Annotated in this window: 18 protein-coding genes; 7 read left to right on the plus strand and 11 right to left on the minus strand. The window is 67.3% G+C overall.

Annotation, left to right across the window (positions count from 1 at the left end):
- The first annotated feature begins 67 nt into the window (after positions 1-67).
- Entirely contained in the window at positions 68-1,306 is a 1,239-nt protein-coding gene (locus tag EYZ64_RS25535) for an aminodeoxychorismate synthase component I (protein ID WP_135457870.1), read from the plus strand.
- Here EYZ64_RS25535 and rsmI read toward each other — a convergent pair.
- Positions 1,276-2,112 carry a 16S rRNA (cytidine(1402)-2'-O)-methyltransferase gene (gene rsmI / locus EYZ64_RS25540; protein WP_135457872.1) on the minus strand — a complete coding sequence of 279 codons (837 nt, stop codon included), beginning with the start codon at positions 2,110-2,112 and terminating at the stop codon, positions 1,276-1,278. The two genes, EYZ64_RS25535 and rsmI, sit on opposite strands and share 31 nt — an antisense overlap.
- Positions 2,113-2,136: 24 nt before the next feature.
- On the opposite strand from rsmI, the gene EYZ64_RS25545 reads away from it, so the two are divergent.
- A complete protein-coding gene (locus EYZ64_RS25545; RefSeq protein WP_135457874.1) occupies positions 2,137-3,687 on the plus strand; it encodes a dolichyl-phosphate-mannose--protein mannosyltransferase in 1,551 nt (516 codons plus the stop codon).
- A gap of 147 nt (positions 3,688-3,834) precedes the next feature.
- On the opposite strand, the gene arcA is transcribed toward EYZ64_RS25545, so the two are convergent.
- Positions 3,835-5,040, minus strand: coding sequence for an arginine deiminase (gene arcA, locus EYZ64_RS25550; RefSeq protein WP_135457876.1), 1,206 nt, complete (start codon positions 5,038-5,040; stop codon positions 3,835-3,837).
- 33 nt (positions 5,041-5,073) lie between these two features.
- Here arcA and soxR point away from each other — a divergent pair, with 33 nt between their 5' ends.
- Together soxR and EYZ64_RS25560 are read left to right on the plus strand one after the other, a co-directional pair.
- Positions 5,074-5,505, plus strand: coding sequence for a redox-sensitive transcriptional activator SoxR (soxR, locus tag EYZ64_RS25555; protein WP_135457877.1), 432 nt, complete (start codon positions 5,074-5,076; stop codon positions 5,503-5,505).
- Positions 5,506-5,539: 34 nt separating this feature from the next.
- Positions 5,540-6,136, plus strand: a complete 597-nt coding sequence (locus EYZ64_RS25560) for an alpha-ketoglutarate-dependent dioxygenase AlkB (protein WP_135457879.1) — start codon at positions 5,540-5,542, stop codon at positions 6,134-6,136.
- A gap of 6 nt (positions 6,137-6,142) precedes the next feature.
- Here the strand turns inward: EYZ64_RS25560 and EYZ64_RS25565 are convergent, their stop codons facing one another.
- Both EYZ64_RS25565 and EYZ64_RS25570 read right to left on the minus strand, forming a co-directional pair.
- Positions 6,143-6,817: a DUF5642 family protein gene (locus EYZ64_RS25565; protein ID WP_135457881.1), complete on the minus strand. Its 675-nt coding sequence runs from the start codon at positions 6,815-6,817 to the stop codon at positions 6,143-6,145.
- A 29-nt stretch (positions 6,818-6,846) separates the two neighbouring features.
- Positions 6,847-7,530, minus strand: a complete 684-nt coding sequence (locus tag EYZ64_RS25570; RefSeq protein ID WP_286175127.1) for a DUF5642 family protein — start codon at positions 7,528-7,530, stop codon at positions 6,847-6,849.
- A gap of 153 nt (positions 7,531-7,683) precedes the next feature.
- Between EYZ64_RS25570 and EYZ64_RS25575 the strand changes: the two genes are divergently transcribed.
- Positions 7,684-7,950 carry a hypothetical protein gene (locus EYZ64_RS25575; RefSeq protein WP_135457883.1) on the plus strand — a complete coding sequence of 89 codons (267 nt, stop codon included), beginning with the start codon at positions 7,684-7,686 and terminating at the stop codon, positions 7,948-7,950.
- Between the two features lie 145 nt (positions 7,951-8,095).
- On the plus strand, positions 8,096-8,791 hold the full coding sequence (lpqN, locus tag EYZ64_RS25580) for an envelope biogenesis lipoprotein LpqN (protein ID WP_135457885.1): 696 nt from the start codon (positions 8,096-8,098) through the stop codon (positions 8,789-8,791).
- On the opposite strand, the gene EYZ64_RS25585 is transcribed toward lpqN, so the two are convergent.
- The 4 genes from EYZ64_RS25585 to EYZ64_RS25600 are packed head-to-tail and all read right to left on the minus strand — an operon-like array spanning position 8,781 to position 11,834.
- Positions 8,781-9,617 carry a shikimate 5-dehydrogenase gene (locus EYZ64_RS25585; RefSeq protein ID WP_135457887.1) on the minus strand — a complete coding sequence of 279 codons (837 nt, stop codon included), beginning with the start codon at positions 9,615-9,617 and terminating at the stop codon, positions 8,781-8,783. The genes lpqN and EYZ64_RS25585 overlap by 11 nt on opposite strands.
- On the minus strand, positions 9,614-10,615 hold the full coding sequence (gene pat, locus EYZ64_RS25590; RefSeq protein WP_135457889.1) for an acetyltransferase Pat: 1,002 nt from the start codon (positions 10,613-10,615) through the stop codon (positions 9,614-9,616). Before pat ends, EYZ64_RS25585 begins: the two co-directional genes overlap by 4 nt.
- A gap of 32 nt (positions 10,616-10,647) precedes the next feature.
- Positions 10,648-11,415 (minus strand): molybdate ABC transporter substrate-binding protein, encoded by a 768-nt coding sequence (gene modA, locus EYZ64_RS25595; RefSeq protein ID WP_210115697.1) that lies wholly within the window; start codon positions 11,413-11,415, stop codon positions 10,648-10,650.
- Positions 11,416-11,426: 11 nt separating this feature from the next.
- Positions 11,427-11,834, minus strand: coding sequence for a TOBE domain-containing protein (locus EYZ64_RS25600; protein ID WP_135457892.1), 408 nt, complete (start codon positions 11,832-11,834; stop codon positions 11,427-11,429).
- Between the two features lie 143 nt (positions 11,835-11,977).
- Between EYZ64_RS25600 and EYZ64_RS25605 the strand changes: the two genes are divergently transcribed.
- Positions 11,978-13,435: an aldehyde dehydrogenase family protein gene (locus EYZ64_RS25605; protein ID WP_135457894.1), complete on the plus strand. Its 1,458-nt coding sequence runs from the start codon at positions 11,978-11,980 to the stop codon at positions 13,433-13,435.
- 15 nt (positions 13,436-13,450) lie between these two features.
- Here EYZ64_RS25605 and EYZ64_RS25610 read toward each other — a convergent pair whose 3' ends face one another.
- The 3 genes from EYZ64_RS25610 to EYZ64_RS25620 form a co-directional block, all read right to left on the minus strand.
- A complete protein-coding gene (locus tag EYZ64_RS25610; protein ID WP_135457896.1) occupies positions 13,451-14,005 on the minus strand; it encodes a hypothetical protein in 555 nt (184 codons plus the stop codon).
- Positions 14,002-14,277 carry a hypothetical protein gene (locus tag EYZ64_RS25615; protein WP_135457898.1) on the minus strand — a complete coding sequence of 92 codons (276 nt, stop codon included), beginning with the start codon at positions 14,275-14,277 and terminating at the stop codon, positions 14,002-14,004. The genes EYZ64_RS25610 and EYZ64_RS25615 overlap by 4 nt, the downstream gene beginning before the upstream one ends.
- 139 nt (positions 14,278-14,416) lie before the next feature.
- On the minus strand, positions 14,417-15,154 hold the full coding sequence (locus tag EYZ64_RS25620; protein WP_135457900.1) for an SDR family NAD(P)-dependent oxidoreductase: 738 nt from the start codon (positions 15,152-15,154) through the stop codon (positions 14,417-14,419).
- Positions 15,155-15,321 lie beyond the last annotated feature (167 nt).

Here is a 15,321-nt window from a genome sequence, read left to right on the forward strand (position 1 = left end):
AACTGCCCATTTTCGCGCGGGAATGGGCAGTTTTGCGTCTGCTCGCGGGAGGAAGCAAGCTGATGGCATGCGGATCGAGAGGCTCGGCGCGCTGGGGGATGCCCCGGCGGTGCTGCGTGGTGTCGCCGCGGCCGCACGCGCCGCGGGCCTGGCGCCGCCGGCCGCAGTGATCGGCGACTGGTTCGGCTCACGTGCGGTGATCGCGCCCTCGGTACCGGTGGCCTCCGTGGCGCCGGCGGCTGTCTTCGATGTAGCTCAGGACGCCTCGGGACCGGCAGGCGGTGTGGGTGGCGGATGGTTCGGCTACCTCTGCTACCCGGACCCGGGTGCCGACGGCGCACCGCCGCGCATCCCGGTGGCGGCCGGCGGCTGGTCGGACTGCGTGCTGCGCCAGGACGGCGACGGCCTCTGGTGGTTCGAAAGTCTCAGTGGTGCAGCACTTCCCACCTGGCTCCGAGCGCTGGAGCCGGCGGCTGCGCCACCACACGCCTCCACCCTGACCTGGGTGGCCCCCGATCGCGCTGATCACCGTCGGGGCGTGCTGGCCTGCCTGGAGGCCATCGCGGCGGGCGAGGTGTATCAGGCCTGTGTGTGCACCAGGTTCACCGGCCGCATCGACGGCGAGCCGATCGATTTCTTCACCGAGGCAGTGGCCCGGACTGCGCCTGCGCGGGCCGCGTATGTGGCCGGGGACTGGGGTGCCGTGGCCTCGCTGTCACCGGAATTGTTCCTGCGCCGGGCGGGCACCGCGGTGGCCTCCAGCCCGATCAAGGGCACGCTGCCGTGCTCGGCTGATCCGGCCGCACTGCTGGCCTCGGTCAAGGATGTCGCCGAGAACGTCATGATCGTCGACCTGGTCCGCAACGACCTGGGACGCGTCGCGACCACCGGCAGCGTGACGGTGCCCGAACTGCTCGCAGTGCATCCGGCGCCCGGGGTCTGGCACCTGGTCTCGACCGTCACCGCCGAGGTGCCCGCGCACCTCCCGATGAGCGCGCTGCTGGACGCCACCTTCCCGCCGGCCTCGGTCACGGGCACCCCGAAGCGGCGGGCCCGCCAGCTGCTGCGGCAGTGGGAACCTGCACGACGCGGAGTTTATTGCGGCACAGTCGGTTTGGCTTCGCCCGTGGCGGGCTGTGAGCTCAACGTGGCGATCCGCACCGTGGAGTTCGGCCCCGACGGGTCGGCGGTTCTCGGGGTGGGCGGCGGTATCACCGCCGATTCCGAAGTCGACGCGGAATGGGAGGAGTGCCTGCACAAGGCTGCCTCGATCGTTCAGCCGCGGGCACGCAGTACGGCGTCATAGAGCTCGCGCCGTGACGGCGCCCCCGGGTTCGCCGCGATCACCTGGGCGCAGGCGTCCTTGACCCGGATCCCATCGGCCGCCAGTTCCTCGACCTCGGCCACCAGGTCGGGCAGTTCGACGGTCGGGGTGCCCCCGGCCAACACCACGGTGATCTCCCCCAGCACGCCGTCGGCGGCCCACTCCGCGAGCTCGCCCAGACTGCCGCGGCGGATCTCCTCATGCGTCTTGGTCAGCTCACGACACACCACGGCGCGCCTCGACGGGCCCAGCATGTCGACGGCGTCGCGAAGTGTCTCGGCGAGCCGGCGCGGGGATTCGAAGAACACAGTGGTGCGCGGTTCGGCGGCCAGCGTCTGCAGCCAGGCCAGCCGGGCGGCGTGCTTGCGCGGGGCGAAGCCCTCGAAGCAGAACCGGTCGGAGGCCAGCCCGGACACCGCCAGCGCCGTCGTCACCGCACTCGGGCCCGGCAGGCAGGACACCGGCAGATCCGCCTCGGCGCAGGCCGCCACCAGGCGGTAGCCCGGGTCGTTGATCAACGGCATACCGGCGTCGCTGACCACCAGTACCGTCGCACCCGCCGCGATCTCCTCCACCAGGCCGGGCACGCGGCTCGCCTCGTTCTGGTCGAAGAAGCTCAGGATCCGGCCCGTCGGCTGGACGCCCAGCGACTGGGCCAGACCACGCACGCGTCGGGTGTCTTCGGCCGCCACGATGTCGGCCGTCTGCAGTGCCTCGACCAGCCGCGCGGACGCGTCGTCGGGCCGGCCCAGCGGCGTGGCGCCGATCAGTAGTTTGCCGGGTGTCACGACCGACAGCCTACGATCGCTTGCGTGACCGCCACCGCCACCGAATCGCCGACGGCTGGTCGCTCGGTCCCGTTGATCAGCCCGGCGCCGCTGATTCCGGCCCCGGATTTCGGGCCGACGGACCGGCTACAGGGCTGGCTCATGACGGCCATCATCACCGCACTGGCCGCCATAAGTCGATTCCTGAACCTGGGCTCGCCCACCGATGCCGGCACCCCGGTCTTCGACGAGAAGCACTACGCGCCGCAGGCGTGGCAGATGCTGCACAACCACGGGGTCGAGGACAACCCGGGCTACGGGCTCGTGGTGCATCCGCCGGTGGGCAAGCAACTGCTCTCGATCGGCGAGGCGCTGTTCGGCTACAACGGGCTGGGCTGGCGGTTCTCCGGGGCGATGTGCGGCGTGGTGATCGTGCTGCTGGTGGTGCGGATCGCGCGCCGGATCAGCCGCTCCACCCTCGTCGGCGGCATCGCCGGACTGCTGCTGATCGCCGACGGGGTCAGTTTCGTCTCGGCCCGCACGGCGCTGCTGGACGTGTTCCTGGTGGTGTTCGTGGTCGCGGCGTTCGCCTGCCTGATGGTGGACCGCGACGACGTGCGCCATCGCATGCACGTCGCGTTCATGGAGGGCCGCATCGCCGAGACGCCGTGGGGTCCCCGGCTGGGCGTGCGGTGGTGGCGGTTCGGTGCGGGCGTGCTGCTCGGTCTGGCCTGCGCCACCAAATGGTCGGGGCTGTACTACGTGGCGTTCTTCGGCGTCATGACGCTCGTGCTCGACGCGATCGCGCGCAAGCAGTACCACGTGCCGGCACCGTGGCGGGGCATGCTGCGCCGTGATGTGGGGCCCGCCGCATACGTGTTCGGGTTCATTCCGTTGGCCGTATACCTCGCGTCGTACGGGCCGTGGTTCGCCTCGGAGACCGGCATCAACCGCTACGAAGCCGGCCAGTCCATCGGCGAGAACGGCATCATCCCGCTGCCCGACGCCCTGCGGTCGCTCTGGCACTACACCTATGCCGCTTACCATTTCCACGCCGGGCTGACCAACGCCGACGGCAACCACCACCCGTGGGAATCCAAGCCGTGGACCTGGCCGATGTCGCTACGGCCCGTGCTCTACGCGATCGACAACCACGATGTGGCCGGCTGTGGCGCACAGTCCTGCGTCAAAGCCGTGATGCTGGTGGGCACTCCGGCGATGTGGTTCATCGCGGTGCCGGTGCTGGGGTGGGCCCTGTGGCGGGCCCTGGTGCGGCGGGACTGGCGCTACGGCGTGGTGCTGGTCGGTTACTCGGCCGGCTTCCTGCCGTGGTTCTTCGACATCGACCGGCAGATGTACTTCTTCTACGCCACCGTGATGGCACCGTTCCTGGTGCTGGCGATCGCACTGATCCTCGGCGACATCCTGTACCAACCCAGACAGAACCCCGAGCGTCGAACGTTGGGGCTGCTGGTGGTGTGCTTCTACGTGGCGCTCGTGATCGCGAATTTCGCGTGGCTGTACCCGATCCTGACGGGCATCCCGATTTCACAGTCGACGTGGAATCTGGAGATCTGGCTGCCGAGCTGGCGGTAGGTGTGCGTTCCCCGTGCGTGCCGCCCGTTGAAATTGCGGCCGCCCGTTGAAATTGCGGCCGCCCATCGCCGTTTTCTACGCCAGGGTTGCAAAAGCCTGGTCTAGCGACCGTGGTGTAGAAAACGGCGTCCACTCAAACGGCAATACCTAGAGCAGGTCCCGCGCCGCCGGGCACGACATGCAGCGTGGCCCGCCGCGGCCCGTGCCCAGCTCCGAAGCCTCGATCGGCAGCACTTCGATACCCGAATCAGCCAACCGGGCATTGGTTTCCGAGTTGCGTTCGTAGGCCACCACCACACCCGGCGCCAGGGCCAGGGTGTTGTTGCCGTCATCCCATTGCTCGCGTTCGGCGGTGACGGGATCGAGCCCGGTGTCGATCACCCGAAGCTGCTCGATCCCCATCGCCTCGGCGGCGGCCTGCACAAAGGGCACTTCATCATCGATCCGGATCCCGGCCTCGGTGCGGTGAATGGTGAACGCCGACAACGAGTCCACGATGTTCGGGTACATCACCACCGCGTCGACGTCGACCATGGTGCACACGGTGTCCAGGTGCATCTGGGCACGCTCCTGGCGGATCGGCACCGCCAGCACGGTGCGGGCCAGGTCGTCGTCGAACAGGCTGCGCGCCAATGCCTCCGCGCCGGCCGGTGTGGTCCGCTCCCCCACCCCGACGGCCACCACGCCAGGTCCCAGCAGTAGCACGTCGCCGCCCTCGACGGGCGCCGAGCGCGACTCGTAGGCCCGCCGGACGCCGAGGAACCGCGGATGGTGCGCATAGATCAGGTCGGTCAGCGAGGTTTCGCGTACCCGGGCCGGCAGCGCGAGCGAGGTGATGGCCACCCGCGGGCCGATCCAGAACGACGAATCCCGGGTGAACAACAAATTGGGCAGCGGCTCGATCACGAAATCGCCGCCGTGGTGCATCAGGCGCACCAGTGACAGTTCGGCCCCGTGGAAGGGCACCTCGTTGAAGGTCATGCCGGCCATCAGGATGTGCGCCAGATCGGCCGGCGGCAGGGTACGCAGATAGGCCGAAAGTTCCTGGGCCAATGGCACACCCAGCCGTCGTGCGTCGACGGCTGCGGAGATGCCGTGCATCCGTGCGGCACCGCTGGCCAGCGCCTCGGTCAGCAGATCGGCCAGGAGCATCACCTCCACGCCGCGGGAGCGCAGCACGGCCGCGAAGGCATCGTGCTCACGTTGCGCCTTCGCCACCCACGGCAGGCCGTCGAACAGCAGGGCGTCATTGTTGCGTGGGGTCAGCCGCTGCAGCTCCGGGCCCGGACGGTGCAGGATGACGGCACGCAGTGTGCCTACCTCAGAGTTGGAACCGAACGCGGCAGTCTCCACGTCATGACGTTAACTCAACTATGGTTTAGGTGTATGGAGACGCACGAGTTAACTCCTGGCGAGATGTCGCTGCGCAGCGGCGTGGCGGTGTCCGCACTGCACTTCTACGAGCGCGAGGGCTTGATCGCCAGCCGCCGCACATCGGGAAACCAGCGCCGCTACGCGCGCGAGACACTGCGTCGCGTGGCATTCATCCGGATGTCGCAGCGCCTGGGCATACCGCTGGCCCGCATCCGCGACGCACTGTCCAGCCTGCCCGATGACCGGGTTCCTACCAGCAAGGACTGGGCCCGACTCTCGGCCGGTTGGCGTCAGGACCTCGACGACCGCATCCTGCACCTACAACGGTTGCGCGACAACCTGACCGGCTGCATCGGCTGCGGTTGCCTGAGCCTCAAGACCTGTCAGCTGACCAACCCGGGCGACGTCCTCGCCGAGAGCGGTCCGGGCGCATCTCGCCTCTAACACACTCGAACGTCTGTGCGATACACTCGCGCGCATGGAGCTGGCGTTGCAAGGCTCACTGTTCGAGCACGCTGAACGTCGTCGACTCGGCAACGACGCCTGGGTTGAACTGCGCTCGGGCTGGTTGCCCGACGCCGACTCGCTGTTCGAGGAGTTGATGGACGGGATCCCCTGGCGGTCCGAAGAACGCGAGATGTATGACCGGGTGGTGGCGGTGCCGCGGCTGGTCAGCTTTCACCACCTGCTCAACGAACCGGTGCCACACCCCAGGCTCAAACAGATCCGTCGCAGGCTCAACGACACCTTCGGCGGTGAGCTCGGCGAACCATTCACCACCGCGGGCCTGTGCCTGTACCGCGACGGCAACGACAGCGTCGCCTGGCACGGCGACACCATCGGGCGCAGCCGCACCGAGGACACCATGGTGGCCATCGTCGGGCTCGGCGCGACAAGGGTTTTCGCATTGCGCCCACGCGGCGGCGGTCACGCCCTGCGGCTACAGCACCGCCACGGCGACCTGCTGGTGATGGGCGGATCGTGCCAACGCACCTGGGAGCATTCGATACCGAAGACCACCAGCCTGGTCGGGCCGCGGATCAGCATCCAGTTCCGTCCGCACGACGTGCGCTGAGGGTCTCTAGCCTCTTACATCGGCCACGGCGGCGCTGAGCAGATCGCGGGCCCGCTTGTCGTCCACCGGCGCCACCGGCTTGCCCGGCTCCACCAATGGGTTGGCCGTGACAATCACCATGAACGTGTCGAAGCTGGCGACATAGTTGTACAGCTCGCCGGTGCGGGGCTGGCCACCCACCACGGTCTGCACGATGCGGTGGGTTCCGGTCGTACGGGCCCCGTCGATCTGCGGGGCCTCGACCACATCCACCTGCCCGCGCATGCCCGGGCCCAGGAATTTCACCTGTTTGCACGCATCGCCCGGGTCGTTCAACGGGACCGGCTCAGAGGTCTCCACGGCCATCACGATGAACCGGTTGCCCGCCCCTTCGGCCGTGGTGGCGGCCATGTTGCCTTTCAGCCCCTCCGGCAATGACTGCCCCTCGGCGAATTTCGCACAATCGGCAGGGTCGACCTTCACCCCGGGCGGCATCTTCTGCGGCGCCAGCATTTTCGGGTCGATCCCGGTCGGGGCCACATCGGTGACCTTGAATTCCGGGCCGAAGGTGGAGCGCACCTTGGCGACGTTGGCGATGTCCGCCTGGGCGGAATTCGACTGGTCCGATTGACCGCAGGCGACCAATCCGGAGGCGCAGGCGAGAACGCCGACGCTGGCGAGTAACACGTTGCGGTTCCACATCGCTCGTCAACATACCCGGCACCGCCGACTCAGCCGCGTAATGCCGAAACCGTTTTCACCAGCAGGTCGGAGGCGAACGCGGGGCCGAGCGCGGGATTCGGTGAGCCGGGGTCGGTGATCACACTGACGAAGACGTGGTAGCCGCCGCCCAGATCCGCGGTGAACGTGTCGGCGTGGGATCGGGTTTCGGTGCCCCCTTCGACGGTCGTGGTGACGGCGGTGGACATCCCGGCGGTCACCGCACCCTCGATCGGCGGGGCCGTGACGGCGGTGACGGTTCCGACGGAATGCCCGCCCGACACACTCCACTGCTCACATTGTGGGTCGCGGCGCAGTTCCACGGGTACACCCGGCCCCAGCTTCGCGACGCCCGCATACACGATGCCGCCGGGCCCGGAGGCCGACCAACCCCGGGTCGGCTCGATTTCGCGGGCAGCTTGCGCCCCGCAAGCCGCCGGGTCGGCCGTCCACTCCGGGCCGAAACCCCACAGCGATACCGGGGTCGCCTGCGGTTCGATAGCCACCACCTCGTAGCCGGGCGGCAGGTCCTGGCGCGCCCGGTCGATGCGGGCCGGGTTCACCGTGACGGCACCGCCGGAGGCCTGGGGCGTTGACGACGCCGGCGTCGGTCCTGGTGCCGACCGCGGTCCGCATGCCACCCCGCAAGCCAGGGTGCAGACCAGCAGGACCGCCGGGACGACGAAAAGGCGCACGGGTTTTGATACCACAGCCCGGGTTTGCTGTCGAGAACGGCCGGGGCGCTGTTTGTCAACTGATTTCTGGACGTCGACATCGCGACAAGTGTTGGGATACAGCGGAATTTAATGGTCGCAGGTCTGGTTGCCACCCACGGGACGTGCAGGACGATGAAGGGCAGAACGGTGTACGGATTGGCGGGGGCGGCGCTGGCCGGCGGGGCACTGTCGGCCCTGGCTCTGGGTTTTCCCGCCGCCACACTGGCCGCGCCGTCGGGGGTCGGATCCGCGCAGGACACGGCGAACGAACTGGAACGCCAGGGCTTCGACGTCGTGATCTACCGCGCCGGGACTGCTCCGCTGGACCGGTGCACCGTTTCGTCGGTGCGCCCGGCCCAGATCCTCGAACGAACGGTGTACCTGTCCGCGAATTGCTGAAGGCGTCCAACGTCAGCGACCCGAACATTTCACTGCGCAAAAGATTGCGGCGGCGGACTGCGCCTTCTGCCAGCTATGACCCAGGAAAGCGTTTATCGTGCAAATCAGTTGCGCCTCACCGGGGCGTCCAACCGATTGGAGACCGATGACCACCTCAATGAGGGCCGGCGGAATCGCCATCGCTGCCGTCGCGCTGGGGGTCATGCTGACCGGCTGCGGCGGCAAGACGGTGTCCGGTACCGCGATCGAGGCGACCGGGGTCGGCGAGACCAGCACCGAACCGACGAAAGCCGGTGACACGGGCAGGCCGACGGCCGGGCACCAGTACACGATCGTCGACTACATCCGTGACAACAAGATCACCGAAACCCCGGTTCACCGGGGTGATCCGGGCACACCCCGGTTCGACCTGCCGATTCCCGAAGGCTGGGCGGACGCGACCTCGTCGGCTCCCGAATGGGCATGGGGCGCAATCGTATCCACCGATCCGGAGTTCGCCGCAGATCCGCCGTCGATCATCGCACTGATGTCCAAGCTGACCGGCAACGTGGACCCGGCCAAGATCTTGGAGTACGCCCCTAACGAGATCAAGAACCTGCCGGGCTACGAGAACCAGGGCGACGGTTCGGCGGGGGAACTGAGCGGATTCGAGGCGTACCAGATCGGCGGCACCTATGTGAAGGACGGCGCCACCCGCTTGATCGCCCAGAAGACCGTGGTGATCCCCGGGGCCGACGGGCTGTTTGTGTTGCAGTTCAACGCCGATGGCACCGAGGATCAGATGGGCCCGCTGATGGACGCAACTGCGTTGATCGACGAGCAGACGGTCATCACGCCATAGCCGACTGCCGCGAGAAGACCGAAGCCGCGGCCACCTGCTCAGGCGTCGGCCGCACTCCCGTGTAGCGCTCGAACTGCTCTGCGGCCTGCAGCGCGATCACCTCTGCGCCGGTGATGACCGGCAGGCCCGCAGCCCTGGCCGCGGTGATCAGCGGGGTTTCGGCGGGCATGGCCACCACGTCGACCACGGCACCTGCTGCCTCGATCGTGGCCGGCTCGAATGCGCTGCGGTGTTCGTCGGGCCCGTCGGCCATCCCGATCGGGGTGACGTTGACCAGGATGGGCGCCGTCAATGTGCCGACCTCTGGCGCATAGTCGTAGCTGAGTGCCTCAGCCAGCGCGCGCCCGGCTTCGGCATTACGCGCGACGACGGTCCCCTTACGAAATCCCTTGTCCCGCAATGCTGCCCCGACCGCCTTGGCCATGCCGCCGCTACCCCGGATCAATACCGCATCGGCCAGGTCCAACCGCTCGACGAGTTCTTGCACGGCCAGATAGTCGGTGTTGGAGGCGACGAGGCGGCCGCCGGGCACCGACAGGTCGTTGACGATCGTGTTGACCGCGTCGATCGCGAGGGCCGACGGTTCGATCTCGTCGACGAGGGCCATGACGTCCTTCTTGAACGGCATCGACACCGAGCAGCCCCGGATGCCCAGCGCCCGCACGCCTCCGATCGCCGCGGCGATATCGGTTGTGGTGAAAGCCTTGTAGAGATAGTCCAGGCCGAGTTCGTCGTAGAGGTAGTTGTGGAAGCGGGTGCCGATATTGCTGGGCCGGGCCGCCAGCGAGATGCACATCAGCGTGTCCTTGCTGAGTGGTGGCCTCATTGGCTCACCGCCCGGATCACCTGACGGGTAACGTCTTTGATCTTCGCGGCCAGCTCGGGTTCCAGACTCAGCGTGTCGACCGCGGGCACCGGGACGTCGGTGAGCACCACCCCGAGATCCTCACGCTCCCACACCGCTCCGAGCCGATCCAGGATGCGCCGCATGGCGTAGTTGTCACTCAGCACCCGCGCGGTAAAACGTTCAATTCCAAGGTAGTCCGCTGACACCACCAGCGCGTCCATCAGGAAGGTGCCGATGCCGCGACCCTGATAGTCGTCGCCGACGGTGAACGCGACCTCGGCCGTCGTCGCATCGTGGCCCTCGCGGACCACGCGGGCATCTGCGACCACCGGCCCCAGTGCGCCCTCGGTCATCACCCAGACGAAATGATCGGCGTAGTCGACCTCGAACAGATACTCCAGTAGGGCCTTGGTCGGTTTGCGCACGGATTGGAAACGCCGGTAAAGGGTTTCGCTGGAGAACTCGACGGGCCCGTTCATGGTCCGCTCGACGTCACCGGGCAGAACCGGCCGCAGATAGAACCAGTCGCCGGTGCGCACCTGCACCGGGATGGGCGTGATGAACCCGGCGAGGCGTTGGCGCGCGATGCGCACCAACCGGTCGAACATCCCCGGCAGGTGCAGCAGGACCTCGAACGCCTCGCGATCACCCACCCAGCCCGTGACCGGGTCGAGAGCCGTCACCGTGGCCGTGCGCGCCGCATCGCGCAGTAGCGCGATCTCACCGATGATCAGACCCGGTTCCAGGTCGGCGACGACGGCCTGTCCGTCGGGCCCGTCATGAACCACCTGGGTTCGCCCGGAGGCGATCAGCATGAATGTCAGCGCCGGGTCGCCCTGCCGGATCAGCACCTGCCCCGCCGGGGCCGACAGCGGCTGCAGCAGGGTGGTCAACGGCGCCAGTACGGACGGCCGGCATCCGGCGAAGAATTCCAGTGCCGCCAGGTCGTCGGCACTGATCTCGGTCAGATCGGCCACGGTCCCAGGCTACGGCGCCGCCACGGGCTCGGTCAGGGCTTGGCGAATCCAGCCTTGGCGAGCGCTTTTTGACCGGCCTCCCCGGTCACCAGGTCGACGAACCGCTGCGCCAACCGCGCGTGCCCGGACTCCTTGAGCACGGCCATGGGGTACGTGTTGACGGCCTGGGCCGCTTCGGGAAAGGCAACACTGCTGACCTTGTCCCCGGCTCCGGCGGCGTCGGTGACGTAGACCAGGCCGGCGTCGGACTGCCCGCTGGTCACCTTGCCCAGCACGTCGGTGACCGAGGTCTCCTCACTCACCGGCGACAGCGTCACCCCGGTGGCCTTCTCGACCTTTTCGGTCGCGCCGCCGCAGGGCACCGGCGGGGCGCACACCACGACGCTGGTACCCGGCTTGGCCAGATCGGCAAACGACTTGATGCCCTTCGGGTTTCCCGGCGCGACGGCGATCGTCAGGGTATTGGTGGCGAAGTTGACCGGGCCGCCCTCGACGAGGCCCGCGGCCACCGCCTTGTCCATGTTCCGGGTGTCGGCCGAGGCGAAGACGTCGGCGTCGGCGCCCTGGGTGAGCTGGGTGACCAGGTCCGAGGATCCGGCGAACGAGAACTCCACCGAGCTCCCCGGGTTGTCGGTCTTGAACTGCTCGCCGATCTCGGTGAAAGCCGATTTCAGCGAGGCCGCGGCGAACACCGTGATCGAGCCACCCTCGGTGTTGGAGGGCGCCGCGGCTTTCTCGGCCGAGGTGCAGCCGCCGATCAGGGCGGTCGCGGCCATCGCGCTGAGCGCCAACGCACACATCCGGACTCTGTTCACGATTGTCCTTTCGGGGTTTCCACGATCACGGTCGTGGCCTTGACCACCGCGACAGCGACGCTGCCGGGGGCAAGGCCGAGCTCACGTACTGACTGGCTGCTCATCAGTGACACCACGGTGAACGGCCCGCACTGGATCTCCACCTCGGCCATCACCCCATCGGCGACGACGTTGGTGACCAGTCCGGCGAAGCGGTTGCGCGCGGAGCTGCCGATGCCGAGCGGATCTCGGGGCGCCGCAGCGGCGTTGGCGCGCGCGAACGCGGCCAACGCGGCCCCGTCGATCACCTTGCGCCCGGAACCGTCGAGATGCGCCGGCAGCGACCCGTCGTCGATCCAGCGTCGCACAGTGTCGTCACTGACCCCGAGCAGTTCGGCCGCCTCGCGGACCCGAATGTCTGGCACCGCGACAGCGTATCGACACGACATCGGCTCAACAACCGCAAACACAGGAGTATTGCCCGCTTCAATCCGCATGTGCGGTCTTGACCGCCCCTCACTTCGACTGCTAAGCAGGTGCTCAGCATTTCGACGACGAAGGGGACACTATGGCACTGCAGACGGTTTTGGAAGAACTCCGCAACCGACCCGGCACAGGAGAGACCATTCCGGTCATCGACCCCGCGACCGAGGAGCAGATCACCGAGTTCCGCGACTGCGGGGCCGACGCGGTCAACGAGGCCGTCGCCGCCGCGAAAACCGCCTACGAGTCCGGGGTTTGGACTGACATCCCGGCCCGTCTGCGGGCCAAGGTGCTGTGGAAGCTGGGCGACCTGATCGACGAGCACGCCAAGGCATTCGCCGAACTGGAGTCTCTTGACGCCGGGATGCCCCCGATGCAGGCCGAGATGATCGTCTCCACCTGCGCGGAGTTCTTCCGCTACTACGCGGGCTGGTGTACCAAACTCAACGGCAGCAGCTACCAGGTGCAGATGGAGGGCGGCGTCAACAGCAACTACTCCAACCTGCACGCCTACACCACCAAGGAGCCGTATGGCGTGGTAGGCCTCATCTACCCGTGGAACGGCCCGCTGTTCAACGCCTGTGCCAAGATCGCCCCGGCCCTGGCCGCCGGCTGCTCCAGTGTCGTCAAGCCCGCCGAAGAGACCCCACTGTCGGCGGTGCTGCTGGAACGCCTGATCGGTGAAGCCGGGGCGCCGGACGGCGTGGCAAACTTCGTGATCGGCTACGGCGCTACGGCTGGTGCCGCGATCACCGCGCACCCCGACGTCGAGAAGGTGGCATTCACCGGCTCGACCGAGGTCGGCAAGCAGATTATGCGGGACTCGGCGGACAACCTTAAGAAGGTGACCCTGGAACTGGGCGGTAAGTCGCCGGTGCTGATCTACGAAGATGCCGACCTCGACATGGCAATCATGATGGCCTCGATGGGCATCTTCGTGCACTCCGGGCAGGGCTGCGTGTGCGGGTCACGAATCTTTGTGCAGCGCAGCGTTTATGAACGCGTGGTGCAGGGCATCGCGATGATTGGAGACAACCTGGTGCTGGGCGGCCCCAAGGACGAGGGCTCGATGGTCAGCCCGCTGGTCAGCCAGAAGCAGCTCGACCGCGTGCTGGGGTACATCGACCAGGGCAAGCGCGACGGCGCCGAAATCGTTTCCGGTGGATACCGATTGGACCGCAAGGGCTACTTCGTCAAGCCCACCGTGGTCACCAACATCGACCCCGCCACCAGCCGCCTGTACAAGGAAGAGATTTTCGGCCCCGTCGTCACCATCCTGCCGTTCGACGACGACGACGAAGCCATCGCGATGGCCAACGACACCAGCTACGGCCTGGCCGCCACCGTCTGGACCACCAACCTGGCTCGCGCGCACAGCCTGGGCAAGCGTCTGCAGGCCGGCATGGTGGGGCTGAACTGCCAGTTGACCTTCGACCACAACGTGCCGTTCGGAGGCTACAAGCAGTCAGGCATCGGCAAGGAGTTCGGTTACGAGGGCATCGACGGCTACCTCAAGACCAAGTCGATCTGGGCGCAGCTGTAACTGAACAACCCTCGGTCACAACGAGAAGCGGATGGCGGCGAGCTCAAGGGCCTTGCCCTCGAGCCGCTGGCCCAGATAGATCTCGGCCTGGACGAGCCGCTCGCAGTACCACCGGATGTCCTCGGCGTGTTCCCGAGACGCCGTGTAGCGCACGGCCATGGTGCTGACGTCGATGCGGCGGGTGTCGCGCACCGTGAGGTCCTCGGACACCTGGAACCCGCCCTCCTCGGCAGCCGTGATGGCCTCGAGCACCTGCCCCACGGCGAGGCGGATGTCACGGCAGCCGTTCTCGGCGATCTCGGAGGCCTCCCGCTGAATGTCCCCCTGCTTGCGGACCACCACGGCGTCGGCGCTGACCTGTTCACCGGCATCCTCACTGGCGGTACCCGACCACTCCGCCCCACCGGGCGCGTGAACGTTTCGCCGATGCCACTCGAACAGCTCCTCGGATTCGGCCGCCAGCTGACGCCAGCGTGCGGCAGCGTCCGCGAGATAGCTTGTGTCCCAGGCTTCTAACTGAGAACGGGTCAGCGCCCTACCAGGCTGACCCGCGACGGGCAGATCATTCACATCAACTCCGCCAGGCCCCCGGCGTGTTGTTCGTCGATCGCGGCGTATCGATGTGCAGCCGCAGACAGGTGCCCCGCCTGCGCACTGACGCGACCCGATTGGGAGGCTCGCGCGGTGATCACCGCGTCATCCATCGCCGAGACACCAGTACTGCTCGGGTAGCCCCCGGCATCCGGACGGGTAGGCGATACCCCCAATTCGGCAGCGATCAGCTCGCTGCTAGTGGCCCCCGCACGAAGCGCCCCCGGGTCCACTCTCAGATCGTTTGCCATAGCAATCCCCCAACTGGCCAATCTGCTCCCCGAGGCTAACCGATTTGGCTGGGTTGCGCCCAGGGGCTGAGCAAGTATGCCATTGCAAACTGGCGTCGACCAAGACCGGGCTCGTCGCCTTCCGGCCACCGGACGGCCATCAACCAGCCATCGTCAAGCCCCCACTGACACTAAGGACTTGGCCAGTAATGAAGCTGGCATCGTCGGAGGCGAAGAAGAGCACAGCCTTGGCGACCTCCTCCGGTTTCGCGACCCGACGGAACGGGATGGCTCTGATCAGTCCGTCGCGAACCTTGTCCGGAAGCGAATCGAACAGCGGGGTATCGGTCGGTCCAGGGCAAACACAGTTGACGTTGATCCGATGACGGGCCATCTCGCGCGCGAGCGACTTGGTGAACGCGATCACCCCACCCTTGGCGCCGGCGTAGACGGTCTCCCCCAGACTGCCCACCCGCCCTGCATCGCTGGCAATGTTGACGATCTTTGCCATACTTCCCTCCGCGAGGATCGTTTCGAGGAAGGCATGGGTGAGCCGGACCGGCCCGAGAAAGTTCACCGCCACCAATGCCTGCCAGAGCGTGTCGTCGTTGGACATGAACGGCTCGACCCGGTCGAAGCCCGCGGCATTGACGATCACGGCGGGCGGTCCATGCGCGGCGACGACGTCGTCCCGCAGTGTGCTCACCGCCTTCGGGTCGGCCAGATCGGCAAGGTGCGCGGTGGCGTTCGCGCAGTCCCGGACCGTCCGGGCGAGGCCGGCTTCATCGCGGTCGACGGCTGCGACGGTGGCGCCGGCCTGCGCCAGCGCGATCGCGATGGCTCGACCGATCCCCGACGCGGCACCCGTGACGACGGCGACTTTGTTGTCGAATCGCACTACCTGACCTCCCGATCTGCGGTGATGTGGACGCTATGGCCCACTATCGGCCGACGGGCATAGAAAATCAACCATGCGGTCGATAATTGACTTACACAGTCGAAAAACCGTAGCTTCGGTTGAACAGAGTGCGTGCAGGCCGCGCATGCCGACAGGAGGGACGCTCC

Origin of the sequence: Mycobacterium sp. DL99 (assembly GCF_004762045.1) — a bacterium.
In the GTDB taxonomy this organism is placed as follows: domain Bacteria; phylum Actinomycetota; class Actinomycetes; order Mycobacteriales; family Mycobacteriaceae; genus Mycobacterium.